The sequence below is a fragment of the Flavobacterium sp. genome, assembly GCF_040402835.1.
GTDB lineage: Bacteria > Bacteroidota > Bacteroidia > Flavobacteriales > Flavobacteriaceae > Flavobacterium.
Genome location: NZ_JBBALW010000022.1, coordinates 1 through 26,195, shown reverse-complemented (window position 1 = coordinate 26,195; position 26,195 = coordinate 1). Strand labels below are relative to the sequence as shown.

General features: G+C 33.8%; 26 protein-coding genes. 11 read left to right on the top strand and 15 right to left on the bottom strand.

Annotation, left to right across the window (positions count from 1 at the left end; translation table 11 throughout):
- Window positions 1-11 precede the first annotated feature (11 nt).
- Window positions 12-593, bottom strand: coding sequence for a pseudouridine synthase (locus AC9UEH_RS08755; RefSeq protein WP_509530847.1), 582 nt, complete (start codon window positions 591-593; stop codon window positions 12-14).
- Window positions 594-699: 106 nt separating this feature from the next.
- Here AC9UEH_RS08755 and AC9UEH_RS08750 point away from each other — a divergent pair, with 106 nt between their 5' ends.
- Complete coding sequence (locus AC9UEH_RS08750; protein WP_509530845.1) at window positions 700-2,037, top strand: DNA recombination protein RmuC; 1,338 nt, start codon at window positions 700-702, stop codon at window positions 2,035-2,037.
- Between the two features lie 112 nt (window positions 2,038-2,149).
- Here AC9UEH_RS08750 and AC9UEH_RS08745 read toward each other — a convergent pair whose 3' ends face one another.
- Window positions 2,150-3,433, bottom strand: coding sequence for an MFS transporter (locus AC9UEH_RS08745; RefSeq protein WP_509530843.1), 1,284 nt, complete (start codon window positions 3,431-3,433; stop codon window positions 2,150-2,152).
- A 250-nt stretch (window positions 3,434-3,683) separates the two neighbouring features.
- Between AC9UEH_RS08745 and bshC the strand changes: the two genes are divergently transcribed.
- On the top strand, window positions 3,684-5,273 hold the full coding sequence (gene bshC, locus AC9UEH_RS08740) for a bacillithiol biosynthesis cysteine-adding enzyme BshC (protein ID WP_509530841.1): 1,590 nt from the start codon (window positions 3,684-3,686) through the stop codon (window positions 5,271-5,273).
- A gap of 62 nt (window positions 5,274-5,335) precedes the next feature.
- On the top strand, window positions 5,336-5,755 hold the full coding sequence (locus AC9UEH_RS08735) for a nucleoside-diphosphate kinase (RefSeq protein ID WP_509530839.1): 420 nt from the start codon (window positions 5,336-5,338) through the stop codon (window positions 5,753-5,755).
- A gap of 115 nt (window positions 5,756-5,870) precedes the next feature.
- On the opposite strand, the gene AC9UEH_RS08730 is transcribed toward AC9UEH_RS08735, so the two are convergent.
- Window positions 5,871-6,167 (bottom strand): DciA family protein, encoded by a 297-nt coding sequence (locus AC9UEH_RS08730; protein WP_509530837.1) that lies wholly within the window; start codon window positions 6,165-6,167, stop codon window positions 5,871-5,873.
- Window positions 6,148-6,585: a lipocalin-like domain-containing protein gene (locus tag AC9UEH_RS08725; protein ID WP_509530835.1), complete on the bottom strand. Its 438-nt coding sequence runs from the start codon at window positions 6,583-6,585 to the stop codon at window positions 6,148-6,150. The genes AC9UEH_RS08730 and AC9UEH_RS08725 overlap by 20 nt, the downstream gene beginning before the upstream one ends.
- 119 nt (window positions 6,586-6,704) lie before the next feature.
- On the opposite strand from AC9UEH_RS08725, the gene AC9UEH_RS08720 reads away from it, so the two are divergent.
- The gene (locus tag AC9UEH_RS08720; protein ID WP_509530833.1) at window positions 6,705-7,784 is read left to right on the top strand and encodes a serine hydrolase domain-containing protein; all 1,080 of its coding nucleotides are present in this window, start codon (window positions 6,705-6,707) and stop codon (window positions 7,782-7,784) included.
- A gap of 182 nt (window positions 7,785-7,966) precedes the next feature.
- Here the strand turns inward: AC9UEH_RS08720 and ftsY are convergent, their stop codons facing one another.
- The 10 genes from ftsY to AC9UEH_RS08670 all read right to left on the bottom strand — a co-directional run bounded on the left by ftsY (window position 7,967) and on the right by AC9UEH_RS08670 (window position 15,865).
- Window positions 7,967-8,920 carry a signal recognition particle-docking protein FtsY gene (gene ftsY / locus AC9UEH_RS08715; RefSeq protein ID WP_509530831.1) on the bottom strand — a complete coding sequence of 318 codons (954 nt, stop codon included), beginning with the start codon at window positions 8,918-8,920 and terminating at the stop codon, window positions 7,967-7,969.
- Window positions 8,921-9,213: 293 nt separating this feature from the next.
- Complete coding sequence (locus AC9UEH_RS08710; protein ID WP_509530829.1) at window positions 9,214-9,366, bottom strand: DUF4295 domain-containing protein; 153 nt, start codon at window positions 9,364-9,366, stop codon at window positions 9,214-9,216.
- A 10-nt stretch (window positions 9,367-9,376) separates the two neighbouring features.
- Window positions 9,377-9,559: a 50S ribosomal protein L33 gene (gene rpmG, locus AC9UEH_RS08705; protein ID WP_047778459.1), complete on the bottom strand. Its 183-nt coding sequence runs from the start codon at window positions 9,557-9,559 to the stop codon at window positions 9,377-9,379.
- Between the two features lie 34 nt (window positions 9,560-9,593).
- Entirely contained in the window at window positions 9,594-9,830 is a 237-nt protein-coding gene (gene rpmB / locus AC9UEH_RS08700; RefSeq protein ID WP_509530826.1) for a 50S ribosomal protein L28, read from the bottom strand.
- 72 nt (window positions 9,831-9,902) lie between these two features.
- The gene (locus AC9UEH_RS08695) at window positions 9,903-11,156 is read right to left on the bottom strand and encodes a CinA family nicotinamide mononucleotide deamidase-related protein (protein WP_509530824.1); all 1,254 of its coding nucleotides are present in this window, start codon (window positions 11,154-11,156) and stop codon (window positions 9,903-9,905) included.
- A gap of 24 nt (window positions 11,157-11,180) precedes the next feature.
- Window positions 11,181-11,540, bottom strand: a complete 360-nt coding sequence (locus AC9UEH_RS08690) for an Hpt domain-containing protein (protein ID WP_509530822.1) — start codon at window positions 11,538-11,540, stop codon at window positions 11,181-11,183.
- Window positions 11,540-12,151: a fumarylacetoacetate hydrolase family protein gene (locus tag AC9UEH_RS08685; protein ID WP_509530820.1), complete on the bottom strand. Its 612-nt coding sequence runs from the start codon at window positions 12,149-12,151 to the stop codon at window positions 11,540-11,542. The genes AC9UEH_RS08690 and AC9UEH_RS08685 overlap by 1 nt, the downstream gene beginning before the upstream one ends.
- A gap of 72 nt (window positions 12,152-12,223) precedes the next feature.
- The gene (locus AC9UEH_RS08680; RefSeq protein WP_509530818.1) at window positions 12,224-12,994 is read right to left on the bottom strand and encodes an exonuclease domain-containing protein; all 771 of its coding nucleotides are present in this window, start codon (window positions 12,992-12,994) and stop codon (window positions 12,224-12,226) included.
- Window positions 12,995-13,250: 256 nt separating this feature from the next.
- Window positions 13,251-14,621, bottom strand: coding sequence for a dihydrolipoamide acetyltransferase family protein (locus AC9UEH_RS08675; protein WP_509530816.1), 1,371 nt, complete (start codon window positions 14,619-14,621; stop codon window positions 13,251-13,253).
- An 83-nt stretch (window positions 14,622-14,704) separates the two neighbouring features.
- On the bottom strand, window positions 14,705-15,865 hold the full coding sequence (locus AC9UEH_RS08670) for a glycosyltransferase family 2 protein (RefSeq protein ID WP_509530814.1): 1,161 nt from the start codon (window positions 15,863-15,865) through the stop codon (window positions 14,705-14,707).
- Between the two features lie 93 nt (window positions 15,866-15,958).
- Between AC9UEH_RS08670 and AC9UEH_RS08665 the strand changes: the two genes are divergently transcribed.
- From AC9UEH_RS08665 to AC9UEH_RS08635, 7 genes are all read left to right on the top strand, one after another.
- Window positions 15,959-17,821, top strand: a complete 1,863-nt coding sequence (locus AC9UEH_RS08665; RefSeq protein WP_509530812.1) for an ABC-F family ATP-binding cassette domain-containing protein — start codon at window positions 15,959-15,961, stop codon at window positions 17,819-17,821.
- A 113-nt stretch (window positions 17,822-17,934) separates the two neighbouring features.
- Window positions 17,935-18,429, top strand: coding sequence for a hypothetical protein (locus AC9UEH_RS08660; protein WP_509530810.1), 495 nt, complete (start codon window positions 17,935-17,937; stop codon window positions 18,427-18,429).
- 125 nt (window positions 18,430-18,554) lie between these two features.
- A complete protein-coding gene (locus AC9UEH_RS08655) occupies window positions 18,555-19,241 on the top strand; it encodes an ABC transporter ATP-binding protein (protein ID WP_509530808.1) in 687 nt (228 codons plus the stop codon).
- A 114-nt stretch (window positions 19,242-19,355) separates the two neighbouring features.
- Entirely contained in the window at window positions 19,356-19,925 is a 570-nt protein-coding gene (locus AC9UEH_RS08650; RefSeq protein WP_509530806.1) for a cob(I)yrinic acid a,c-diamide adenosyltransferase, read from the top strand.
- A gap of 201 nt (window positions 19,926-20,126) precedes the next feature.
- Window positions 20,127-20,348: a DUF2795 domain-containing protein gene (locus AC9UEH_RS08645; protein ID WP_022828503.1), complete on the top strand. Its 222-nt coding sequence runs from the start codon at window positions 20,127-20,129 to the stop codon at window positions 20,346-20,348.
- A 92-nt stretch (window positions 20,349-20,440) separates the two neighbouring features.
- Complete coding sequence (secA, locus tag AC9UEH_RS08640) at window positions 20,441-23,782, top strand: preprotein translocase subunit SecA (RefSeq protein ID WP_509530804.1); 3,342 nt, start codon at window positions 20,441-20,443, stop codon at window positions 23,780-23,782.
- Window positions 23,783-24,088: 306 nt separating this feature from the next.
- The gene (locus tag AC9UEH_RS08635; RefSeq protein ID WP_509530802.1) at window positions 24,089-24,481 is read left to right on the top strand and encodes a hypothetical protein; all 393 of its coding nucleotides are present in this window, start codon (window positions 24,089-24,091) and stop codon (window positions 24,479-24,481) included.
- 61 nt (window positions 24,482-24,542) lie between these two features.
- Here the strand turns inward: AC9UEH_RS08635 and AC9UEH_RS08630 are convergent, their stop codons facing one another.
- Complete coding sequence (locus AC9UEH_RS08630; protein ID WP_509530800.1) at window positions 24,543-25,946, bottom strand: FAD-binding oxidoreductase; 1,404 nt, start codon at window positions 25,944-25,946, stop codon at window positions 24,543-24,545.
- Window positions 25,947-26,195 lie beyond the last annotated feature (249 nt).

Sequence of the window (26,195 nt, the reverse complement as noted above, 5' to 3'; positions counted from 1 at the left end):
AGATTTAGGATTTAGGATTTAAGATTTGAGATTTTGAAATCAGAAACTTCAATAACTTCACCCGCTTTTAATTCGTTTAAATGTACGTTTCCTATTCGGATTCGCACCAATCGTAAAGTAGGAAATCCAACTGCTGCTGTCATTTTTCTAACTTGACGAAATTTCCCTTCATTTACCATTATAGAAGCCCATGAAGTTGGTCCGTGTCGTTCATCACGAATTTTTTTTCCGCGTTCCCCAAAATTCGGAATTTCAGAAACCAAAAAGGATTTGCAAGGTTTGGTAATATATTTAGTTCCTTCAAAACCAATTTCAACACCATTTTGCAATTTTTCGATGGCTTCAAGAGTAATAATTCCATCCACTTGAACATAATATTCTTTATCCACTTTTTTGCTACGAATCTGTTCGCTCACTTTTCCATCGGTCGTTAACAGCAACAAACCTTCAGAATCTTCGTCCAAACGCCCAATTGCCATAGTTCCTTCAGGGAAATTATACAATTCACCCAAAAGTTTTTTCTTCCTTTTTAATTCGTATATAAATTGACTCAAAAAACCATACGGTTTATGAAGAATAAAATGTTGGTGCATAACTTGTATATAATAAAGTGTAAAAATACATTTTTCAAATTATCTTTATTTAAAATTTTAATTAGAATAGTATTGTTTATTTTTACATTTATAAAAAAATCGCACCATGTCACAAACTCTTTTAGTATTAGCAGCTTTCGTTATCGCACTTATCATTGGAATCTTTATTGGAAAACTACTTTTTTCTGCCAATGCAAAATCAGAGCGATCCGCTTTAGAAGAGAAAAATAATGGTTTGAGTTTTCAGATTGAACAACTAAACACTCAATTATTTGCTGCAAATTCAGAAAAGGAAACCATTAGAACTGAAAAAGAAGCCATAAATATTCAACTTTCTAAAAAAGAAAATGATTTTGAAAATCTTTGGGAACGCAACAAAGAACAAAAGGAAGAAGTTGAAAAATTGCAAGAAAAATTTACTAAAGAATTTGAGAATTTGGCAAATAAAATCTTGGAAGAAAAATCATCTAAATTCACGGAACAGAATAAAGAAAATATGAAGAATATCTTGTCGCCATTGCAAGAAAAAATTCAATTGTTCGAGAAAAAAGTTGATGATACGCATAAAGAAAGTATCGATTATCACGCGGCTTTACGCCAACAAATTATCGGCTTAAGCGAAATGAATGCGCAAATGAGTAAGGAAACTTTGAATTTGACAAAAGCATTAAAAGGCGATAGTAAAATGCAAGGAAACTGGGGTGAATTGGTTTTGGAACGCGTTTTAGAAAAATCAGGATTAGAAAAAGACCGCGAATATTATGTGCAACAAAGCCACATTGCTGTTGATGGAAATAGAGTTTTCCCCGATGTTGTAATTAATCTTCCCGACGGAAAAAAGATGATTGTAGATTCAAAAGTATCTTTAACAGCGTATGAAAAATACATCAATGAAGAAGATGATTCTTTGAAAATTGGCTATCTAAAAGAACACGTAAATTCCATAAAACGCCACGTTGAACAATTGGGCGAAAAGAATTATCAGGATTTATACGAAATAGAAAGTCCCGATTTTGTATTGCTATTTATACCAATAGAACCAGCATTTGCAATGGCTTTGAACGAAGATACCACATTGTACAACAAAGCATTTGAGAAAAATATCGTAATTGTTACCCCTTCAACTTTGTTGGCGACTTTACGAACAATTGATAGTATGTGGGTAAACCAAAAACAGCAAGAAAATGCTATGGAAATTGCACGACAAGCCGGTGCATTATATGATAAATTTCAGGGCTTTGTTGACGATTTAATCAAGATTGGTAAGAAAATCGATGAAAGTAAAACGGAATATGGTGCTGCAATGAATAAACTTGTGGAAGGAAAAGGAAACCTAATTACGAGTGTTGAAAAATTGAAAAAGATGGGTGCAAAAGCTAAAAAAGCACTTCCAGAAAGTATTTTAAAAAGAGCTGATAACGATGATTTTGAGTTGCTAAATTAGTCAATGTAAAACTATAATTTAAAAATTACACTGATTTAAATGACCTTTCTCAAGAGACAAGTAAGATGAATTAAAAAATAAACTATCCCAAGAGAAAGTTAATCTAAAGAAATTAAAACGTATGCTCCTTTTTTGTAATAATCAATAAAGACAAGAACGAAATCGAAGCAGCAACGGTTAAATAATAACCTACAAAATCAATTCCGTAGTTTTTAGCGAGCCAAATGGCAATCATTGGAGCAAAAGCAGCACCTATAATTCCAGCGAAATTAAACGTTAGGGAAGCACCTGAATACCGAACTTCGGTAGGGAAAAGTTCCGATAAAAATGTCCCCAAAGGCCCGTAAGTCAATCCCATTAAGGTCATTCCTACAATTAAAAAAAGTGAAATCAAGCTTGAGTTTCCAGAGCCCAAAAGCAAAGAAAATAACAAACCAAATACGGCAATTGATGCCGAAATTGCCATCAAAACAGTGCGTCTTCCAAATTTATCAGCTAAAAGCGCCGACACGGGAATTGCGATTCCGAAAAATACAACCGAAAATAATTGCATAATGAGGAAATCTCTTCTTGTGAATCCTAAATCGGTGGTTGCCCAACTCAAAGAAAAAACGGTCATTAAATAGAAAATCACAAAGGTCGCCACCGATGCTAAAGTACCAAAAATAAGCTCCCGTCGGTAGGATTTTAGTAAAGTAAACAAAGGAATTTTTACACTTTTTTTGGTTTCAACGGCATTTTTAAACGAAGGTGTTTCGGTAATTTTTAACCGAATATAAAACCCCAAAAGGACCAAAACAACACTCGAAATAAAGGGTATTCTCCAGCCAAAATCAAAAAATTGTGCTTCGGTTAAGGTGTCATTTAGCACAAGAAATGTTCCGCCAGAAAGTAACAAGCCAATGGGAGCGCCCAACTGTGGAAACATTCCGTACCATGCGCGTTTGGTTGGTGGTGCGTTTTCAATTGCCAATAAAACGGCTCCACCCCATTCGCCACCAAGTCCCAAACCTTGACCAAATCGGCAAAGCATCAATAAAAAAGGAGCAGCAATTCCGATTGAAGAATACGTTGGTAAAAAACCAATGGCTACGGTAGAAATTCCCATGGTTAATAAGGCAAAAACCAAGGTTGTTTTTCTACCAATTTTATCGCCATAATGACCAAAAACTGCAGAACCAATTGGGCGTGCAAAAAATGCTATTGAGAAAGTTGCCAACGATTGAAGTATAGAAGCAGTTTGATTTGAACCTGGAAAAAACAATTGTGGAAATACCAAAACCGCAGCATTGGCATAAATATAAAAATCGAAAAATTCGATTGAAGTACCAATTAAACTGCCAAAAAGAACCTGTTTTAATGAATTTACATGTTTTGAATTTTTAATATCATTCATTTAAATAATTTTTAAATTGGGTTTAAACTGATTTAATTTTTCAAATATAACAAATTTTTAGTTCCAATAAAGGTAACTTCAGTTTCATATTGGAATCCAGATTAATCTTTAAAATATCATATTTGCGACTTATTCCAATAGCTAAATCTAATAGGCGCAACGCTTTTAACTAAAAAAGTATTGAAAGATATTTTAAAGGATGACTAATTACCCATTTTTTTTGGTAATTTTACTCCAAATAAATTTCCCTATGCCAACGGACTGTATTAGCTATCAAAATTCTGGATATTTCACTCCTTTAATGGATGACTATTTGAATCAGAGATCAAGTTTAAAGCTGCTTTACAACCATTTCCCAACTATTGAAAATTTTGAGAATCAACTGATTGAAAAGCAACAAAACTACAATTCCAAAATCCGAGAAATAGTAGTTTCAGTATTGAATAAACAATATGAATCGGTTTCAATTTCTGATTTAACCAAGAATAATATCGCTTTACTTTCAAAAGAAAACACCTTCACGATTACAACAGGACACCAACTCAATTTATTTACGGGTCCGTTGTATTTCCTATATAAAATCATTTCAACTATAAATTTAACTAAAGAATTAAAGTCAAAATACCCAACGTATAATTTTGTTCCAATTTATTGGATGGCAACGGAAGACCACGATTTTGAAGAGATTAATTATTTCAACTTTAAAGGAAAAAAATTCCAGTGGAATAGAGAAAGTTCAGGCCCAGTTGGGAGATTATCTACGAAAGGTTTGGATGATTTTCTTAAAGTTTTTGAAAAGGAATTGGGTTCTGGAACCAATGCCGATGCGATTAAAAAACTTTTTTATAACGCCTATATAACTAACGATTCGTTAGCTAATGCAACTCGGTATTTAGCAAATGAGCTTTTTGGCGATTATGGATTGGTGATTTTAGATGCTGATAATTCAGCATTAAAAACTGAATTTATTCCCTACATCAAACAAGAAATAGTTAACCAAACCGCCAATAAAAAAATTTTAAAAACGCTTGAAAAGTTAAAAGAATATCCTGTTCAAGTAAATCCCCGTGAAATAAATCTGTTTTACATTGAAGATAATTTGCGGGAACGCATCCTTTTTGAAGGTGGAAAATACAAAATCAACAATACCAAAATAACCTTTTCTGAAAAAGGTATTTTAGATTTAGTTGATACAAATCCTGAAAAATTCAGTCCAAATGTGATTCTTCGTCCATTATATCAAGAAGTGATTTTACCCAACTTGTGCTATATTGGAGGCGGTGGCGAAATTGCCTATTGGTTGGAATTAAAAGCAACTTTCCTAGCTTTCAATTGTACCTTTCCAATGCTTTTATTACGAAATTCGGCACTTTTGGTAATGCAAAAACAAGCGGAAAAAACTACAAAATTAGAATTAACTTGGACCGATTTGTTTTCAAAACAAGAAGAATTAATTAATAGAAAAGTCTTGGAAATTTCAGAAATTCCAATCGATTTCTCAATTCAGAAGGATTATTTAAAACAGCAATTTTTCGATTTATATACAATAGCAAATCAAACAGATAAATCTTTTCTTGGAGCAGTAAAAGCGCAAGAAATAAAGCAAATTAAAGGTTTAGAAAATTTGGAAAAGCGATTGTTAAAAGCACAAAAAAAGAAATACGTTGCCGAATTACAACGGATCGTTGACTTGCAAAATGAGTTGTTTCCAAACCAAAGTTTGCAAGAACGAAAAGTAAATTTCTCTGAATTTTATTTGGAAACAGGAAAAGCGTTGATTGAAAAATTAGTTGCAGAATTGAAACCTTTAGAGTTTAATTTTACGGTTCTAACAATTTAAGGCACTAATAATTGGAAATCGATTAAAAAGCATTATTTTTGCAAAAATTTAAAACCTATAAAATGGCTACAAATAGAACATTTACAATGATTAAACCAGATGCTGTCGCTAACGGGCACATCGGTAACATTTTAGCAATGATTACAAACGGTGGTTTCAAAATCGTTTCTTTGAAATTAACACAATTGACAATTGCAGATGCACAAGCTTTTTACTCAGTTCACGCCGCAAGACCTTTTTACGGAGAATTAGTAGAATTTATGTCAAGAGGTCCAATTGTTGCTGCCATTTTAGAAAAAGAAAATGCTGTAGAAGACTTTAGAGTTTTAATTGGCGCAACCAATCCAGCTGATGCCGCCGAAGGAACTATTAGAAAAGCGTATGCGACTTCTATTGGAGAAAATGCAGTTCACGGTTCTGACAGCGACGAAAATGCTGCCATTGAAGGTGCTTTTCACTTCGCAGGAAGAGAGCAATTCTAATATCTGTATTTAGTTTAGCGTTAAATAACGGATTAAAACTAATATCAATAAATTTAAATCCCATCTCGTTTATAAAAACGCTTTGGGATTTTTTTATGTTTGAGTTAAATACTGACTATCTTAAAATTACATCTTTTACAATATCGCGTCGCAATTCTTCATTTATCATGGCTATAATTTTAGATTTTCCATGGCTTAATTCTTCGCGTAAAACGGATGACGTTAATTCTACATGTAAAGTACTTCCTTTCAGTGTGACATTTTTAGTGTAACTGTTCACGCCATTACCCATTAATGAAATCCATGCCTCTTTTACGGAAACTTGATCCATTCCGGGTTGTAATTTATTGCTTTGGATAATTTCTTTTAAAACATCCCCAATTGAACTTTCATTATTTAGTCGTTTTGCCATCTCCTAATATATTTATTGGTGCCGCTTTTTTATAATGATATTCAGCCTTTGCAGCATTCATAACGACTAACTTTTCGTTTGAAAGTGATTCAATTTCTTCTTTCCATTTTGCATAAGGCGTTATGTAATTGATGTAAGCAATATCATTTTCAAAAGTAATTTCAATTTTTTCAAATTGGTTATTTACTAAAAACCGACCATCCAATTGCGGCATCACTTTCTTTCTGAACCCTTTATTCCCTTTAATTTGAAAATAATCAAAAGATTCGTTATAAGTATATTCTTTTTTAGCTCCATCGAAAAAAGTCACTTTTTCGATTTCCCAGTAGCCATTTAATTTAGAAATATCCTGTTTTGTGATTTTTTGATGACAAGAGGAGAGAATAAAAAGGAATACTATTACAATGGTTTTTTTCATGAGAATGTGATTTTATACAAATTTACTTTTTTATAGTTTTGAAACTCCAATTAATTTCTAAAAAAACCAAATTGTATTAAACTTTTTTATATTTTTAAGGTCTAATTAAGAAAACCATTATGAAAAAAAGTAGCGTTATAGTAGTATTTCTGTTAATGATTTTCACAAGTTGCTCTGATTCTTCATCTACTTCTTCAGATTCAATGTATTTCCCTCCTATTGATGGAAATTCAACATGGGAAACACAATCAATTGCTTCTTTACATTGGAATCAAAACGCAGTGCAACCCTTATTAGATTATTTAGTACTGAAGAATTCTAAATCATTTATTATTCTTGTAAACGGCAAAATTGTCATGGAAAACTATTTTAACGGACATACTGCGACTACGCTTTGGAAATGGAATAGTGCTGGAAAGACTTTAACATCAACTCTCACTGGAATAGCGGAACAAGAAGGTTTTATTAATACGAATAATAGAGTTTCAGATTATATAGGAACAGGTTGGACAAGTGCCCCATTAGCAAAAGAAAATCTAATTACTTGCAAAAATTTATTAAAAATGAATTCAGGATTAGATGATACTTTGGGGGATGATGTTTCCCCTATTAATCTTCAATACGTTGCGGATTCAGGGACTCGGTGGGCGTATCATAATGTGTACGTAAAACTTCAAGATGTTGTAGAACAAGCTACTGGGCAAAGTTGGAATACTTATTTCAACACCAAATTGCGAAATAAAATCGGCATGAGTTCAACCGGTGTTTGGTATATTGGAACCGGCGCTAATTTAGGTTTGAGAATTTATTTCAGTACTTCCCGAAGTATGGCTCGTTTCGGATTATTAGCATTAAATAACGGAAATTGGAATGGAACTCAAGTAATCAATTCAAGTTATTTAAATCAAGCTACAACAACCTCTCAAAACATTAATTTATCTTATGGGTATTTATGGTGGCTGAACGGTAAATCTAGTTATCATTTACCTCAAACACAGTTACAATTTAATGGGAGTTTAATTTCAACCGCTCCAACCGATATGTTTATGGCTTTGGGAAAAGACGATCAAAAAATCTATGTGATTCCAAGCAAAAACATGGTGGTAATCAGAATGGGAGATGCGGCTGACACTACAAATTTAGCCTTGTCAAATTTTGATGCTGTATTGTGGCAGAAAATTAGTGCGTTATATCAATAATAAAGCTTTTATCTTTTTAATTTTTTACTGAATCCTAAAGCAAATAATACTAGTCCAAACATTAGAAAAATCAAATAAATAGTCTGGTTTTTTTCTCTTATAACATTTGAAAGTACGATGAATACAATACTACACAAATAAAGATGAATTGGTTTTAGGTTTTTATAAAATTCCATTGTGACTTATTTAAAGAAAGAATCTACAAATTCGTATTTATTAAAAACTTGTAAATCTTCAATTCCCTCGCCAACACCAATATATTTTACTGGTATTTGAAATTGATCTGAAATACCGATTACCACGCCACCTTTTGCAGTTCCGTCTAATTTTGTTACTGCCAAACAAGTAACTTCGGTTGCAGCGGTAAATTGTTTGGCTTGTTCAAAAGCATTTTGACCAGTAGAACCGTCTAAAACTAATATTACATCGTGAGGCGCTTCGCCAACCACTTTTTGCATTACCCGTTTTACTTTAGTCAATTCGTTCATCAAATTTACTTTGTTGTGCAAACGTCCTGCGGTATCAATAATTACAATATCGGCATTTTGAGAAACTGCAGATTGTAGGGTGTCAAAAGCTACCGAAGCAGGATCACTTCCCATTTGTTGTTTTACCAATGGAACTCCTACTCTATCTGCCCAAACTTGTAATTGGTCAATAGCTGCGGCACGAAAAGTATCGGCTGCTCCGAGAACCACATTGTATCCTTGTTTTTTGAATTGGTGGGCTAATTTTCCAATTGTTGTTGTTTTTCCGACTCCATTTACGCCTACAACCATTAATACATAGGGTTTTGTAGTTGTTGGAATTACAAACTCGGTTGCTTCGCCAGAATTGGTTTCTGAAAGAAGGCTTGCGATTTCGTTTCTAAGGATTTCATTGAGTTCTCCAGTTCCTAAATATTTATTTTCGGAAACGTGATTTTCAATTCGGGTGATTATTTTTAGGGTTGTATTTACGCCAACGTCTGAAGAAATTAAGATTTCTTCGAGGTTGTCTAAAACCTCATCGTCAACTTTAGTTTTTCCTGCTACGGCTTTTGTGAGCTTTGAGAAGAAAGAAGTTTTAGATTGTTCTAATCCTTTGTCTAACGTTTGTTTTTTTTCTGACGAGAATAATTTTTTGAAAAAACTCATTTTTATTTACTTTTTACGCTCGATATTTCGAGGTTTGATTTTAAAAATCCTAAAATTTCAGAATCAGAAAATGATTGTTCCATTAGCCCCGATGGGAGCAAGTATCTTTTTTTGTTTGTCGGAATTTTGATGTAAAAACTAACCGTTGTAACAAAAAAAATACTGCGAACAGCGGGAATTGCATTGGTTGAAAAGCACTACAAATTCGCTTCTAAAAATTTATGTTGTAAATATAAAAAATAAAAAAGCTACTTCCGAATGAAAGTAGCTTTTCTATATAATGTTGTTGAAAATTACTTGTTTTTCAAGAATTCATCAATTAATTCAGGACTCATAATAGATTCTACGAATGTATATGCACCAGTTTTTGGAGATTTTACCATTTTGATGGCTTTAGACAATCTTTTTGAAGCTGTCTGTAATGTTGCTACGGTTTTCTTTGCCATGACTAATTATTTATTTAATTTCTTTGTGAACTGTTACGCGTTTCAAGATTGGATTGAATTTTTTGATTTCTAATCTATCTGGAGTATTTTTTTTGTTCTTTGTTGTTATGTATCTAGAAGTTCCAGAAACACCGGAAGTTTTGTGTTCTGTACATTCTAAAATTACCTGAATTCTGTTACCTTTTTTTGCCATTTTGTGTGATTATTCTTCTCGAATTTCGAGAGGATTATTTAATAAATCCTGCTGCTTGTGCTTTTTTCAAAACGGCAGCGATTCCATTTTTGTTGATAGTTTTTATTGTAGATGCTGCTACTCTTAGAGTAATCCATCTGTCTTCTTCAGGAAGATAAAAACGCTTTTTTAGTAAGTTTACAGAAAACTTTCTTTTAGTTTTATTCATGGCGTGGGAAACATTATTTCCTACCATTGCTTTTTTACCCGTAAGGTCACAAACTCTTGACATTATGCTTATCTTTTATCGTTATTCAAAATCAGGGTGCAAAGAAACAAAAAATAAACCTATAATACAAAATTATTAAAGTAGATTTTTCAAAATTTCTTTTTGCAGCATTTCAAAAGCCTTATTTACAGCTCTATCTATCACTTTTTCACGGGGTTGACCAAAATCAAATTCCTCGACAATAACTTCGTTTGGTGTTGCAATTGCAATAAAAACAGTACCGATTTCAGCTTTTCCGTCTCCTTTTGTAGGTCCTGCGTTTCCCGTTGTAGCTATCGCATAATCCGATTTCATCAATTTTTTTACTGCAATTGCCATTGCTTTTGCAACTTCAAAACTCACTACCGAATGTTCTTTTATGAGTTGTTCAGAAAGTCCAAGAACTGAAATTTTAGTTTCTGTAGCGTAACTTACCACGCTTCCTTTGAAATATTTTGAAGCTCCAGAAACCGAAGTTATCACTTGCCCGATTTTTCCGCCAGTACAACTTTCAGCGGTTGCCAATGTCTTATTTTGACCCTGTAATAAGCGACCTAAAATGACTTCTATAGTTTCATCTCCATCGAAACCAACAATAATATCACCTATAATTTTGGATAATGAAAGTACATTTTCAGCAATTTTTTGCTCTAAAAATTCTTTGTCGGTTCCACGTGCCGAAAGTCGCAAACGCACTCTTCCCGGACTTGGCAAATAGGCCAATTTTATAAATTCTTGTAAATTATTCTCCCAATTTTCGATGCGTTCTGCCACTAAACTTTCTCCTTGTCCATACGTCATAATTGTTTTATGAATAATATACGGTCGCTGATATTCTTTTACGATTTTGGGGATAATTTCGTTTTCAACGATATATTTCATTTCGTAAGGCACACCAGGCAATGAAATATAAACGGTATTTTCTTTTTTCATCCACATTCCTGGGGCGGTTCCAACTTGGTTGTGAAGCACAATACATTTTGACGGAACCAAAGCTTGATCTTTGTTCATTTGCGAGGCTGGACGCTTCATTGCACGTTCAATTATATCGATAACGTGTTTTTCAACCGCTTCGTTTCTGACCAATTTATCATCAAAATATTCGCAGAAGGTGTGTTTGGTAATATCGTCTTTTGTTGGCCCAAGTCCGCCAGTAATTATAACTAAATCAACTTGATTTTGAAGTTTTGAAAACGTTTCCAAAATATGATTTTTAGTATCACTAATAGAAATCATTTCGTGAATTTCTACGCCAATTTTATCTAATGATTTTGCTATAAAACCAGAATTGGTATCAACAATTTGACCTATTAAGATTTCGTCTCCTATAGTAACTATGGTTGCTTTCATTAATAAATTTGGTATTATTGGGAATTATGTATTCGTAATTTGCAAGTTGAAATCTTTCCGAATTTCTTTTATTGCTTTCTCAATTTGAAACGAAAAACTTTTAAATATCTCTTTAATTTCTTTCTTTTTACCACCAGATTTTGCCCAAACTTCTATTTGTAGTATCTCTTCCAAAGCCAAATTTAAGCTCAACAAATCCAAAGATGGTTTAATTCTATGAGCAACTTCATAGCAAATCTGATGATTTTTATCTTCGATAGCTTGCTTTATTTGTGCTAAATCCAACGGAGTTTCGGTGACGAACAAATGAATTATTTGCTGCAAAAATTCAGAATCATTTTCTGAAATTGCATAAATTTTTGCCAAATTGTAGTGTATTGCCATTATTTTACTTGAATTCTAAACAGTTTATTTCCTTCTAAAAAACCTTCTAATATATCATCTGGATGAACAGCAGCGACACCTTCAGGCGTTCCTGTGAAAATTATATCACCAATTTTTAATGTGAAATATTGAGAAACATACGCAATAAGCTCATCGATTTTCCACAACATAAAACCCGTATTTCCTTTTTGAACCGTCACCCCATTATTGGTCATTTCAAAAGTAAGATTTTCTAACGAATGAAAAGTACTTTTCGGCATAAAGTCGCCAATTACCGCTGAACCGTCAAATGCTTTGGCTTTTTCCCACGGCAATCCTTTGTCTTTCAATTTTTGCTGCAAATCTCTCGCAGTAAAATCAATTCCTACGCCAATTTCATCGTAATATTTATGCGCAAATTTGGCATCAATGTATTTTCCAACCTTGTTAATTTTCACAATTATTTCAATTTCGTGATGAATATCTTCCGAAAACTCTGGAATCACAAACGGGTGTTGTTTCAACAAAACTGCCGAATCAGGCTTCATAAAAACCACTGGTTCCTCCGGCCGCTCGTTCTGCAATTCCTCAATATGTTTGGTATAATTTCTACCGATGCAAATTATCTTCATAAATATCAGCCCCCCATCCCCCGAAGGGGGTGCTTTTTTGTTGCTCGTTCCCCCTTTGGGGGTTAGGGGGCTTTATTTTGTATTCAACTTTCGCAACTTTATTGCCGTTAAAACTTTCTTGGTATATAAAGGGAAATCAGCATTTTGAATCCAACTGTAATATCCTGGTTCTGCTTCTAAAACCTTATTCACTTTAACGCCTTTGTGTTTTCCAAATGCAAAAATTTCGTCATCATCGTCATCAAAAGCAATCATTCCTGCAAAATCAGCCAATCTTTTTCTGGTTGTAAATTCCGACAATGATTTCATATCATTGTCCAAATCCGAATACCGATCCAATTGTGCTTTCAAAATCTCATACGTTGCCATTGTATCGGCTTCTGCAGAATGCGCATTGACGAGGTTTTCACCACAATAAAATTTTAAAGCTGCACTCAAAGTTCGTTCTTCTTTTTTGTGAAAAACAGTTTGAACATCAACAGAAACACGTCCTTTCATATCAAAGTCAACTCCAGCACGAAGTAATTCTTCTGCTAATAATGGAATGTCAAATCGATCGGAATTGTAACCCGCCAAATCGCTGTCTTTTATCATATTATATATCACCGACGATAATTCCTTGAATGTTGGTTCGTTAGCAACTTTTTCATCATTTATTCCGTGAACGGCCGTAGTTTGTGGCGGAATTGGAATCGTTGGATTCACTAACCACGTTTTACTTTCTTTATTTCCGTTTGGAAAAACTTTGAATACTGCTATTTCAACAATTCTATCTTTGGCGACATCAATTCCTGTGGTTTCGAGGTCAAAAAAGCAAATTGGTCTTGTTAAATTTAATTCCATTTTTATTATTTAGTGCTACAAATATACTTTTATAATGCAGAATAAAAAATACATTTAAAGAAAGAAAATGAATTTAGATTTAGCCCTGATGGAAATGGAAATCCCACGCTTTTTAGCGTGGATTGCAATGGACAGCAGGAATTACAACTGAAAAAATGCCGAAAATGGTGCTTCTAAAAAAAGAAAAACCCACCGATTTAAAACCGATGGGTTTTGGAATAATTTGAAGAAGTATTATTATGTGAAATTTAAAGTTTTAAAACTCTCTATTTATGTCAAAAGCTTCTAAATAATCGGCTACGCGTTTTACAAAACTTCCTCCAAGAGCACCGTCAACAACGCGGTGGTCGTAACTGTGAGACAAGAACATTTTGTTGCGAATGCCAATGAAATCGCCTTCTGGGGTTTCAATTACGGCAGGAACTTTACGAATTGCTCCCAAAGCTAAAATCCCAACTTGAGGCTGATTGATGATTGGCGTTCCAAAAACACTACCAAAAGTACCCACGTTTGTAACGGTATAAGTACCGCCTTGAGTGTCATCTGGTTTTAATTTTCCAGCTTTTGCACGGTTTCCTAAATCGTTAACGGCTTTTGCCATTCCCACTAAATTCAACTGATCGGCATTTTTTATAACTGGAACAATCAAGTTACCGTTTGGCAAAGAAGCTGCCATTCCAAGGTTGATATTTTTCTTTTTGATGATGTAATCGCCATCTACAGAGATGTTCATTCCTGGGAAATCTTTCAATGCTTTGGCAACTGCTTCCATAAAAATAGGTGTGAAAGTTAACTTTTCCCCTTCTCTTTTTTCAAAAGCATTTTTATTTTTTTCACGCCATTTCCAAATATTGGTAACATCAACTTCAATAAATGATTGCACGTGAGCAGACGTATTTATTGACGCCATCATATATCCAGAAATCAACTTGCGCATTCTGTCCATTTCTATAATTTCGTCGCCATTAGAAAGCCCCCCAGCCCCCAAAGGGGGAGCGGGTTGTGGCTTATTTATTGTAGTATTTTGTTCAAGAATTACATTCGAATTTTTAATTTCGTCTTGGTTTACCCCCAAATTACCTCCGCTTGGAATTCCCCCTTTGGGGGTTAGGGGGCTTTTTATATAATTCAAAATATCTTCTTTTGTAACTCGTCCTTCTTTCCCAGAACCGTTTATAGATTCTAGTTCGGAAATTGAAATCCCTTCTTGTTTGGCTATATTTTTCACCAAAGGGGAAAAGAATTTATCGGAAAGCCCTCCAGCCCCCGAAGGGGGTGTAGAAAGAATATCAGTAGATTTTTCAATGCTACTTTCTATGCTTTTTACCGATTCAGAAATATTTAAGTTTACCTCGCTTTGAGCTCCCCCTTCGGGGGTTGGGGGGCCTTCGGTTTCTATAATTGCAATAGTTTGACCAACTTTTACAATGTCATCAACATTGAAAAGTATTTCTAATAAAACTCCTGAAACTTCCGATGGGATTTCGCTATCAACTTTGTCGGTAGCTATTTCTAATACAGCTTCGTCAACTTCGATTTTTTCACCTACTTTTTTCAACCAATTGGTAATTGTTGCTTCTGCAACGCTTTCTCCCATTTTTGGTAATTTCAATTCAAACTTTGCCATATTCTTAAACTAAAGTGGTTTTTGTATGTTCAATTTGCAAAATTACTATTTATTTTAAATATTAATTGCATTAAGTGTATTTATTAATCGATTTTTATAACCGTTCCTTTATCATTACTGTTATTACTGCCAATCATAAAAAAAGTATTTTTAGAAATAATTTTAAAGGTATAATCTTTATTTTTATTCGCTTCTAAAAAAGAAATAATTTCCTTGAACGATAAATCGGTATTATCCAATAGGATTTCTATTTGCATTTTATTTGAAATACTATGCGAAAATAAGGAATTTCCTTCAATTTTTGATTGCCAATGTACTTTTTTATGCAACAACAATTCTAATTTATTTTTCAAATTTTCATTATTTGAGAATAAAACATATTCCTCGGCTTGCAATAGTTTTATTTTGCTTTGATTTTTCTTTACCAATGCAAAAAAGAACGCACCAATTTTCATAAAAACATCAAATATAGAGGAACTTTCATAATGTTTTTTATAAAAAAACTGCATCGCTTCTCGAAATCGCTTCGTGTACAATTCGTCTTTAACGGTACTTTCGCCTTTGTAATGAATTACGGAAGTTTCATGGAAATAATAATTCGATTTTCCTTTTTTTAAGGCCATGTAAGACAGATCAATATCATCTGAATACATAAAGCAATTTTCATCAAAACCACCAATTTCATTATACAACTGACGCTTCATAACCATAAAAGCACCAACAAGAATATCGACTTTTCCAGTTTCGTTTTCCGATAAATGTTGGGCGTAATACCGATTAAAAAGAGTTGTTTTTGGAAATAATTTATACAAACCAAAAATTTTGATTAATGCCACAAATGGTGTTGGAACGCCACGTTTGCTTTCTGGCAGAAAATTCCCAGTTCCGTCGATGAGTTTGCAACCTATAATTCCGATTTTTTTTTGCTTTTCAGCAAATGCGATAATCTTTACAAACGTATCTTCGGCAACAACCGTATCAGGATTTAAGATACAAATATAATCGCCTTTGGCTTGCGCAACTCCAATGTTATTTCCTTTTGGGAAACCCGAATTCGCAGTGTTTTCAATGAGTTTCACATTTGGAAAATGCATTTTCATCATTTCGCAACTATCATCCAATGAATTATTATCGACAACAATAATTTCGCCATCAATTTTTGAAAGCGCCTCTTGAACGCTTGCCAAACATTGCTCCAAAAAGTAGCGCACGTTATAGTTAAGGATAATTACGGATAATTGCATTTTTCAAAGATATATTTTAAGTTGCAAAGTTGCAAAGTTTCAAAGTAACAAAGTTTCATTACAATAGCTTACTTTTGCAAAAAATATAGACTTGTGAATTATTTATCTGTAGAAAATATCTCTAAATCTTTTGGAGAAAGAACACTTTTTGAAAACATTTCTTTTGGAATTAATAAAGACCAAAAAATTGCCTTTATAGCCAAAAATGGTTCGGGAAAAACCACTATTATGAACATCATAAATGGTTTTGACGAGCCTGATACTGGGCAAGTTGTGCTTCGAAAAAGCATTAGAATGGCATTTTTATCGCAAGACAATAAATTGCAAGAGGAATTGACGATTGAGGAAAGCATTTTCGCATCGGATAATGAGAGTTTGAAGGTGATTGCGGCTTATGAAAAAGCGTTGGAAAACCCTGAAGATGAAGAGGCATATCAAAAAGCATTTGACGGAATGGACCAACATAATGCTTGGGATTTCGAAACGCAATACAAGCAAATTTTGTTCAAATTGAAATTGGAAGATTTCAAATTGAAAGTCAAAAATCTTTCGGGTGGACAGAAAAAAAGGTTGTCATTGGCGATTATTTTAATCAATCGCCCTGATCTATTAATTCTTGACGAACCCACGAATCACTTGGATTTAGAGATGATTGAGTGGTTGGAAAGTTATTTTGCCAAAGAAAATATTACGTTGTTTATGGTAACGCACGACCGATTCTTTTTAGAGCGCGTTTGTAATGAAATAATTGAATTGGACAACGGAAAAATATACCAATACAAAGGGAATTATTCTTATTATTTAGAGAAAAAAGAAGAGCGAATTGCATCGGAAAATTCGAGTGTGGACAAGGCGCAAAACTTGTTTGTGAAAGAATTGGAATGGATGCGTCGCCAGCCAAAAGCGAGAACGTGCAAGAGCAAATCGCGTCAGGATGATTTTTATGAAATCAAAGAAAAAGCACAAAGTCGCCGTCGGGAAAATGTGGTAGAATTGGAAATTAATATGGAACGTATGGGAAGCAAAATTATTGAGCTTCACAAAATTTCCAAGAAATTCAATCATCACGTGATTTTGGATAATTTCAATTTTGATTTTCAACGTGGCGAACGCATTGGGATTATTGGTAAAAATGGAACTGGAAAATCTACTTTTTTGAACTTGCTGACAGGAACTCTTCCGCTGGATGGTGGGAAAGTGGTTGTGGGCGAAACGATAAAAATTGGGTATTACACGCAGAGTGGAATTAATCCAAAACCGGGGCAGCGCGTGATTGATGTGATCAAGGAATATGGACAATATATTCCGTTGACGAAAGGGAAAATTATTTCGGCTTCGCAATTATTGGAACGGTTTTTATTTGACAGCAAAAAGCAATATGATTATGTAGAGAAATTGAGTGGTGGCGAGTTGAAACGTTTGTATTTATGTACGGTTTTGATTCAGAATCCTAACTTTTTGATTCTTGATGAGCCAACGAATGATTTGGATATTGTGACGTTGAATGTTTTGGAAAGTTTCCTTTTGGATTATCCCGGTTGCTTGTTGGTGGTTTCGCACGACAGGTATTTTATGGATAAAATCGTTGATAATTTATTTGTTTTTAGAGGTCAGGGTGTGATAGAAAACTTCCCTGGAAATTACTCTGATTTTAGAGCGTATGAAGACAGTGCTGATGTGGCGCAAAAAGAAGACAATAAATCAGAAAAGAAAGATTGGAAACAAAACAATCCAACTGGAAATTTGACTTTTAATGAGCAGAAAGAATTTCAGAAAATAGAACGAGAAATCAAGGATTTAGAAATTGACAAAGCTAAAATTGAGCAACTATTCTCTGATGGAAAAGTGGATGAAAATGATATTGAGAAAAAGGCAAATGAATTGAAAAATATTATTACCAAAATGGAAGCGAAAGAGGAACGCTGGTTTGAGCTTTCGAGCAAAATGGAAGGTTGATTTATTGTTTCACGAAGGTTCACGAAGATAAAACACAAAGGTTCACAAAGATTGTGAATATTGAGGAAAAACTAATGAATATGTAATAAAAAACAATTTTCACAGATTTGCTTATGCTATTTCAAATAAAATCATATCTCCAATTCCTTTGGAACTCAAAGGATGAACACGGCGTACATTCCCCATTTGTGTTTCTTTTGGTGACTAAATGTTTTTATGGCAAAACAAACTTTGCTCCTTACTTTCCCTATTTGAAAATCAATTCTAAAAAAGAAAAATTTCTAAACCGATTGTTTCATTATTTCCAATTTCAAGAAGGAATTTATATTTCGGAAAATAAAAAAACAACCCCTTCAAAAGTTGATTTTATTTTTATCGATTCCTCATATTTAAATCAAAATAATATTAAATTAGAGTCAATTATTGCTTTAGCAAATAACGAAACTTGTCTGATTTTCGATAATCCACATTCTTCCAAAATCAACGAAAAACAATGGAAATCAGTGGTTACAAATCCTAATTTTAATGTTACTATTGATACTTATTTATTTGGATTTGCTTTAATAAGAAAAGAACAAGAAAAAGAACATTTTGTAATTCGGGTTTAAATTTAAATAAAATACGTTAAAAAAAGAGTTGTAATTAGGAAATCAATACTTCCTTTTTGTACTTTTAAACCCACAAAAATAAATGCAATACATTTTAACAAATTAAAATAGAATTTCAAATAAAAATGGCAAATCCACTAATTCAAATTACGAATATTAAAAGAGATTTTGTTCTTGGAAACGAAGTCGTTTATGTCCTAAAAGGAATTGATTTAGAAATAAATAAAGGCGAATATGTAGCTTTGATGGGCCCTTCAGGATCTGGAAAATCAACATTGATGAATCTTTTGGGATGTTTGGACACGCCAACTTCCGGAAGTTATATTTTGAATGGAAAAGACGTCAGCAAAATGCACGATGATGAATTGGCTGAAATTAGAAATAAAGAAATTGGTTTTGTATTTCAAACTTTTAATCTTTTGCCCCGAACCACCGCTTTAGACAATGTGGCTTTACCTATGGTTTATGCTGGATTTTCAAAATCTGAAAGAAAAGTTAGAGCCGAAGAAGTTTTGAAACAAGTGGGTTTAGCAGACCGAATGGATCACCAGCCCAATCAGCTTTCGGGAGGACAAAGGCAGCGTGTGGCGGTTGCGAGAGCATTGGTAAACAACCCTTCCATCATTCTTGCGGATGAACCAACAGGAAATTTAGACAGTAAAACATCCGAAGAAATTATGAAATTGTTTGGAGATATTCACAAATTGGGAAATACCGTAATTGTTGTTACCCACGAAGAAGAAGTTGCGGCTTACGCCCATAGAATCATCCGTTTGCGTGATGGAATGATTGAAAGCGATATCACGAAATAATTTTTGATTTTTGATTTAAGACTTTAGATTGCCTCGGCGGTTCGTTCTCTGGAATTAGAAACTGGTTGTTTCTGCAATAACTAAATCATAAATCATAAATCTAAAATTTGAAAAATGAAAGTATATACAAAAACTGGAGATACAGGAACAACGGCACTTTTTGGAGGCACAAGAGTACCTAAAGATCACATTAGAATTGAGAGTTATGGAACGGTTGATGAATTGAATTCACATATTGGATTGATTCGCGACCAAGAAATAAAGGTACATTACAAAGATATTTTAATAGAAATACAAGACAGATTATTTACTGTTGGTGCAATTTTAGCCACTCCGCCTGAAAAAGCAGTTAAGAAAAATGGCGAATTGCGATTAAAAAACCTCGGTATTATTGAAAGTGATATTGCATTACTAGAAAATGAAATTGATACAATGGAAGATTCGCTTCCGCCAATGACTCATTTCGTATTACCTGGCGGACATACAACGGTGTCATACTGTCATATTGCCCGTTGCGTATGCCGCCGTGCAGAACGCTTAGCGGTACATTTAGACCACAATGAACCCGTTGATGGAAACGCTATTAAGTACTTGAACCGCCTTTCTGACTACCTTTTTGTGTTGGCACGAAAGTTGAGTTATGACCTTAAAGCGGATGAAGTGAAATGGATTCCGAGGAAATAGTGTTCCGTATTCAGTTTAAAAGTGCTCAGATTTTAGTAATATGACAAACTACTGAACACTTAAAATTAATAATTGACGCTATTTTACTGAATACTGACCACTAAAAACAAACGTTCTTAACTATTTTGTAAAATAAATGAATTTTTACTTGTCTTTTTAAGTAAAAAATTTATTTTTGCATAAACTAAAAATAAGTATAAAATGTATTGGACATTAGAATTAGCATCTTATTTAAGTGATGCACCGTGGCCTGCGACCAAAGATGAACTTATTGACTACGCTATTAGAGCTGGTGCGCCACTTGAAGTAGTAGAAAACCTTCAATCTATTGAAGATGAAGGAGAGATATATGAATCGATGGAAGAAATTTGGCCGGATTATCCAACTGACGAAGATTATCTTTGGAACGAGGATGAATATTAAAAAAATATTAAAACCAATGAAAAGTCTCCAACGAGGCTTTTTTTTTGGTTAAATTTGCGTACCTTATTATAAATAGAAATAGAAATCATATTATGAGTTTCATAAATAGAATACTTAAAGTTTTTGTAGGTGATAAATCCCAAAAAGATGTTAGAGCATTACAAGGGAATATTACAAAAATCATAGCATTTGAAAGCGCTTTGGAATCATTGTCACACGACGAATTGAGAGCTAAAACTGCTTATTTCAAAGATTTAATCAAACAAGCTCGCTCCGAGAAAGATGCTAAAATCGCTTCCCTTCAAACAGAAGTGGAAACCATCGAAGATATCGATAAAAGAGAAGATCTTTATTTAGAAATCGATGCTCTTGAAAAAGAAGCGTATGATATTTCAGAAAAAACATTGAACGAAATTCTTCCTGAAGCTTTTGCGGTGATTAAAGAAACTGCAAAACGTTTTAAAGACAATACGGCTATAAAAGTTACTGCTACAGCAAAAGACAGAGAACTTTCTGCATCGAAGACCTATATTACACTTGAAGGTGAAAATGCTGTTTGGGCAAATTCTTGGAGTGCAGCTGGAAAGCAAATCACTTGGGATATGGTTCATTATGATGTGCAATTAATCGGTGGAATGGTGCTTCACGTTGGAAAAGTTGCGGAAATGCAAACAGGTGAAGGAAAAACATTGGTGGCAACCTTACCTCTTTATTTGAATGCATTAACTGGAAACGGCGTGCATTTAGTAACTGTAAATGATTATTTGGCGAAAAGAGATAGTACTTGGAAAGCACCATTATTTGAATTTCACGGATTGACAGTTGACTGTATTGACAACCACCAACCTAATTCAGACGAAAGAAGAAAAGCATACGAAGCAGACATTACTTATGGAACAAATAACGAATTTGGTTTTGATTATTTGAGAGATAATATGGCCCATTCGCCATCAGATTTGGTTCAAAGAAAACACAATTATGCGATAGTTGACGAGGTCGATTCTGTATTGATTGATGATGCAAGAACTCCTTTAATTATTTCTGGTCCAGTTCCTCAAGGCGATCGTCACGAATTTAATGAATTGAAACCAAAAATTGAAAATTTAGTAAGTCTTCAAAGACAATTAGCGAATGGTTTTTTAACCGAAGCCAAGCGTTTAATTAAAGAAGGAAACACGAAAGACGGGGGTTTTAACTTATTGCGCTCTTTTAGAAGTTTACCTAAAAATAAAGCATTAATCAAATTTTTGAGTGAAGAAGGAATCAAACAATTGCTTCAAAAAACTGAAAATCAATATTTGCAAGACAACAAAAGAGATATGCATCTTGTGGATGAGGCGTTGTATTTTGTAATTGAAGAAAAAAATAATCAGGTTGAATTATCTGATAACGGAATCAAGTTTTTATCTCAAGACACCGATAGTAATTTCTTCTTACTTCCAGACATTGGAACTGAAATTGCAGCTATTGAAAAGAAAAAATTAGACAAAGATGCTGAAGCTGAAGAAAAAGAAAAATTATTTCAGGATTTCAGTATCAAAAGTGAGCGTATTCACACCTTAACACAATTGTTGAAAGCCTATTCTCTTTTTGAAAAAGATGTAGAATATGTAATTATGGATAATAAAATTATGATTGTTGACGAACAAACGGGTCGTATTATGGATGGACGTCGTTATTCTGATGGTTTGCACCAAGCAATTGAAGCGAAAGAAAACGTAAAAATTGAAGCTGCAACACAAACATTTGCAACCGTAACTTTACAAAATTACTTTAGAATGTACAGCAAATTATCTGGTATGACTGGAACTGCTGTTACAGAAGCTGGTGAACTTTGGGAAATTTACAAATTGGATGTTGTAGAAATTCCTACGAACCGACCAATGTCAAGACACGATAAAGAAGATTTGATTTATAAAACTACCCGTGAAAAATTCAATGCTGTAATTGAAGATGTAACGGAATTATCAGCTGCGGGAAGACCAGTATTAATTGGTACAACATCTGTAGAGATTTCAGAATTATTGAGTAGAATGTTGAAAATGCGTGGTGTAGCACACAACGTTTTGAATGCAAAAATGCACAAACAAGAAGCACAAATTGTGGAAGAAGCGGGTAAAGCCGGAGTGGTAACAATTGCTACCAATATGGCGGGTCGTGGAACGGATATTAAATTATCAGCAGAGGTAAAAGCGGCTGGAGGATTAGCGATTGTTGGAACAGAACGCCACGATTCTCGTCGTGTTGACCGTCAGTTGAGAGGTCGTGCAGGTCGTCAAGGAGATCCTGGAAGTTCGCAATTTTATGTTTCACTTGAAGATAACTTGATGCGTTTATTTGGTTCAGAGCGTGTTGCGAAAGTAATGGACAGAATGGGATTGAAAGAAGGCGAAGTAATTCAGCATTCGATGATGACCAAATCTATAGAAAGAGCTCAGAAAAAAGTAGAAGAAAACAACTTTGGTGTTCGTAAACGTTTGTTAGAATATGATGACGTTATGAATGCGCAGCGAGAAGTGGTTTACAAACGCCGTCGTCACGCTTTGTTTGGAGAACGTTTAAAATTGGATATTGCCAATATGATGTATGATACTTGCGAATTGATTGTGAATAACAATAAAATGGCAAATGATTTCAAGAATTTCGAATTTGAATTGATTCGCTATTTTTCCATAACATCGCCAGTTTCTGAAAGTGATTTCTTGAAATTGACCGATATGGAATTGACTGGAAAAACGTATAAAGCGGCTTCTGTTTATTACAATGAAAAAACAGAAAGAAGCGCAAGAGAAGCATATCCTATTATAAAAAATGTTTTTGAAGACAAATCTAATCATTTTGAGCGTATCGTAATTCCTTTTTCTGATGGAATAAAATCGTTGGACGTTGTAACGGATTTGAAAAAAGCTTATGAAACACTAGGAAAACAATTAGTTGCTGATTTTGAAAAAAACATCACTTTAGCAATTGTTGATGAAGCTTGGAAAAAGCACTTGCGTAAAATGGACGAATTGAAACAATCAGTTCAATTGGCGGTTCACGAGCAAAAAGACCCTTTATTAATCTATAAATTTGAAGCGTTTAATTTGTTTAGCAACATGTTAAATGGTGTAAATAAAGAAGTTATTTCATTCTTATTTAAAGGCGATTTGCCACAACAAAACGCTCCTAAAATTCAAGAAGCAAAAGAAGTGCGTAAGAAAGAAAATTACAAAATAAGTAAGGAAGAAATTGTGAGCAGTGAAAGTACTAATCGGGAAGCTGGGGAAACCCAACAACGACAAGTTACCGAAACTATAGTTCGTGAAATGCCGAAAATTAATAGAAATGATACTGTTACCATTCAAAATGTGGCCAACGGACAAACACAAGAAATGAAGTTTAAAAAAGCCGAAAGTTTAATAGCTAACGGAACTTGGGTGTTAGTTAATTAACAAACTAATTCCTTCAATACTCAATGCTCCAAAAGATTACTACTGTTGGAGCATTTTTTATAAAAAGTACTGCCAAATAAAAAATATTTTTTATCTTTACTTATATAAATTCGATACTAACAATTAAAACTTAATATCATGGCAAAGAGTCAAGACGCAAAAAAAACACAAAAAAAGGAACCTTTGAAAACCGCTAAGGAAAAGAAAGAGGAGAAAAGAGAAAAGAAAAACAGTCCTAAAAGAGATTAAATAAGCAACCCTTTCGATTTTGAAATCTGAAAGGGTTACTTTTTAAATAAACATATTATGCCCAATACTACAACCTATGCTTTGTTTTTTAACCGAGTAAAGGAAAGCATTTCTGACGGAACTTTTGCCAAACTTACTATGGCGAAAACAATTGGAAACACACAGTTAATGAATATTTACATTCGAACAAACGTGGATGAAATTCAGTTAAAACTGGCTTTGACTTTCAAATTTCAAACGGAAGAAGAAGTAAAGATTTTACCAATTGAAGAAGGTTTGAACGAACTAATACCCTACATCAATAATCCATTTATGTCGGCTTTGCTTTTTACAACCGAAGCGGATGTAACGATGAAATTGAATAAAAAAAGAGTGGCGAATATTACAGAGCAAGCACCAACTTTCAAAAATGCAGATCCGATTTTATTGGAGTATTTGTCTGGAAAATAAACAGAGATTGCACAATTTGCTTTGTGCCTTTTGAAATCTTTGTTCCTTTTGTGGTAAAAAACTATAAATTATCAGGAAAAACTTTGCCTGGATTTAAAATTCCATTCGGGTCAAAAATAGATTTTATGCCTTTCATTAATTGCAATTGTGTTTTACTAAAAGCAATATCCATAAAGTTTTTTTGAACGTAACCAATTCCGTGTTCACCAGACAAAGTTCCTTTTAGTGAAACGGTTAATTCAAAAATTTCACGTATTCCTTTGGTGACTTCAGTATTCCAATTTTCATCTGACATATCGCCTTTGATGATATTCACGTGTAAATTTCCATCGCCAGCATGACCGTAACAAACCGATTTAAATCCGTATTTTGCACCGATTTCTTTAATTCCAAATAGTAATTTTGGTAATTCATATCTTGGAACAACCGTATCTTCTTCTTTGTAAACAGAATTTGATTTTACGGCTTCGGCAACGCTTCGTCGCATTTTCCAAAGTAGGTTTTTTTGAATTTCGGTATCTGCAAAAAGCACTTCGTCAATTTTGAATTGCTCCACGACTTCCATTATTTTTTCGGCTTCTTGAAAAAGAATATCTGGATAATTTCCATCAACTTCGATTAGTAAATGCGCTTGAATTTCATCTTTGACTTGAACATTTAAATCGGGTACAAATTTCAATGTCCAATCGATGGCATCGCGCTCCATAAATTCTAATGCACTTGGTGTTATTCCCGCTCTGAAAAAAGCGGAAACAGCTTCACACGCTTCATTGGCATTGTAAAATGGAACTAACATTAAAACGGTGTGGGTGTTTTTTGGGATTAACTTCATAACGATTTTCGTAATGATGCCAAGTGTTCCTTCACTGCCAACCATTAATTGCGTTAAATTATATCCTGTAGAATTTTTCAACGTATTGGCTCCAGTCCAAATGATTTCTCCATTGGCAAGAACTACCTCTAAATTCAGCACATAATCTTTGGTCACGCCATATTTTACGGCACGCGCACCACCAGCATTTTCGGCAACGTTCCCTCCTATCCAACAACTTCCTAAACTACTTGGATCTGGTGGATAAAAAAGATCTTTTTCGGCTACAGCTTCCCGTAAAACTTGAGTAATTACAGCAGGTTCGACAGTAACTTGTAGGTTTTGTTCGTCAATGTTTAAAATTTTGTTGAAACGCTCCATTGAAAGACCAATTCCTTGATGAACAGATAATGCACCACCACTTAAACCAGTTCGCGCACCAATTGCAGTTACCGGAATAGCATGAAGATTTGCGATTTTCAAAATGGCAGCAATTTCTTCTGGAGTAGCTGGTTTTAAAACTACTGAAGGTGGAAAAACATACTCTTCGGTTTCATCTTTTCCGTAGTGATTTCGGGTTTCTTGATCTGTAAAAACATAGGGGTTTCCTATTATTTCACTGAATTGTGAAAGTATTTCTGGTGTGATTTTCATAAACTAAATTGAATTGTAAAAGTAAAAAATATATTATAATGAATCGTAACAAATTTAGACTAAAAATGCAATTAATTCCTAAATGCCCTAGCCCAGATGCAAGGGAAAATCCCGAGCTTTTTAGCGAGGATTTGGAATGACAGCTGGAATTAGCTCCAAAAAAAAATACTATAAAATGGACAAAGTTGAAAAAGATTATGTATATCCGTTTTTAATCATACTCCTGTAATACTTGCTATCACTAGTCTA

Excerpts from the sequence above, each read along its gene's own strand:
- AC9UEH_RS08755 (WP_509530847.1), bottom strand. The coding sequence starts at position 593 with ATGCACCAACATTTTATTCTTCATAAACCGTATGGTTTTTTGAGTCAA.
- AC9UEH_RS08750 (WP_509530845.1), top strand. The coding sequence starts at position 700 with ATGTCACAAACTCTTTTAGTATTAGCAGCTTTCGTTATCGCACTTATC.
- AC9UEH_RS08745 (WP_509530843.1), bottom strand. The coding sequence starts at position 3,433 with ATGAATGATATTAAAAATTCAAAACATGTAAATTCATTAAAACAGGTT.
- bshC (WP_509530841.1), top strand. The coding sequence starts at position 3,684 with ATGCCAACGGACTGTATTAGCTATCAAAATTCTGGATATTTCACTCCT.
- AC9UEH_RS08735 (WP_509530839.1), top strand. The coding sequence starts at position 5,336 with ATGGCTACAAATAGAACATTTACAATGATTAAACCAGATGCTGTCGCT.
- AC9UEH_RS08730 (WP_509530837.1), bottom strand. The coding sequence starts at position 6,167 with ATGGCAAAACGACTAAATAATGAAAGTTCAATTGGGGATGTTTTAAAA.
- AC9UEH_RS08725 (WP_509530835.1), bottom strand. The coding sequence starts at position 6,585 with ATGAAAAAAACCATTGTAATAGTATTCCTTTTTATTCTCTCCTCTTGT.
- AC9UEH_RS08720 (WP_509530833.1), top strand. The coding sequence starts at position 6,705 with ATGAAAAAAAGTAGCGTTATAGTAGTATTTCTGTTAATGATTTTCACA.
- ftsY (WP_509530831.1), bottom strand. The coding sequence starts at position 8,920 with ATGAGTTTTTTCAAAAAATTATTCTCGTCAGAAAAAAAACAAACGTTA.
- AC9UEH_RS08710 (WP_509530829.1), bottom strand. The coding sequence starts at position 9,366 with ATGGCAAAGAAAACCGTAGCAACATTACAGACAGCTTCAAAAAGATTG.
- rpmG (WP_047778459.1), bottom strand. The coding sequence starts at position 9,559 with ATGGCAAAAAAAGGTAACAGAATTCAGGTAATTTTAGAATGTACAGAA.
- rpmB (WP_509530826.1), bottom strand. The coding sequence starts at position 9,830 with ATGTCAAGAGTTTGTGACCTTACGGGTAAAAAAGCAATGGTAGGAAAT.
- AC9UEH_RS08695 (WP_509530824.1), bottom strand. The coding sequence starts at position 11,156 with ATGAAAGCAACCATAGTTACTATAGGAGACGAAATCTTAATAGGTCAA.
- AC9UEH_RS08690 (WP_509530822.1), bottom strand. The coding sequence starts at position 11,540 with ATGGCAATACACTACAATTTGGCAAAAATTTATGCAATTTCAGAAAAT.
- AC9UEH_RS08685 (WP_509530820.1), bottom strand. The coding sequence starts at position 12,151 with ATGAAGATAATTTGCATCGGTAGAAATTATACCAAACATATTGAGGAA.
- AC9UEH_RS08680 (WP_509530818.1), bottom strand. The coding sequence starts at position 12,994 with ATGGAATTAAATTTAACAAGACCAATTTGCTTTTTTGACCTCGAAACC.
- AC9UEH_RS08675 (WP_509530816.1), bottom strand. The coding sequence starts at position 14,621 with ATGGCAAAGTTTGAATTGAAATTACCAAAAATGGGAGAAAGCGTTGCA.
- AC9UEH_RS08670 (WP_509530814.1), bottom strand. The coding sequence starts at position 15,865 with ATGCAATTATCCGTAATTATCCTTAACTATAACGTGCGCTACTTTTTG.
- AC9UEH_RS08660 (WP_509530810.1), top strand. The coding sequence starts at position 17,935 with ATGCTATTTCAAATAAAATCATATCTCCAATTCCTTTGGAACTCAAAG.
- AC9UEH_RS08655 (WP_509530808.1), top strand. The coding sequence starts at position 18,555 with ATGGCAAATCCACTAATTCAAATTACGAATATTAAAAGAGATTTTGTT.
- AC9UEH_RS08650 (WP_509530806.1), top strand. The coding sequence starts at position 19,356 with ATGAAAGTATATACAAAAACTGGAGATACAGGAACAACGGCACTTTTT.
- AC9UEH_RS08645 (WP_022828503.1), top strand. The coding sequence starts at position 20,127 with ATGTATTGGACATTAGAATTAGCATCTTATTTAAGTGATGCACCGTGG.
- secA (WP_509530804.1), top strand. The coding sequence starts at position 20,441 with ATGAGTTTCATAAATAGAATACTTAAAGTTTTTGTAGGTGATAAATCC.
- AC9UEH_RS08635 (WP_509530802.1), top strand. The coding sequence starts at position 24,089 with ATGCCCAATACTACAACCTATGCTTTGTTTTTTAACCGAGTAAAGGAA.
- AC9UEH_RS08630 (WP_509530800.1), bottom strand. The coding sequence starts at position 25,946 with ATGAAAATCACACCAGAAATACTTTCACAATTCAGTGAAATAATAGGA.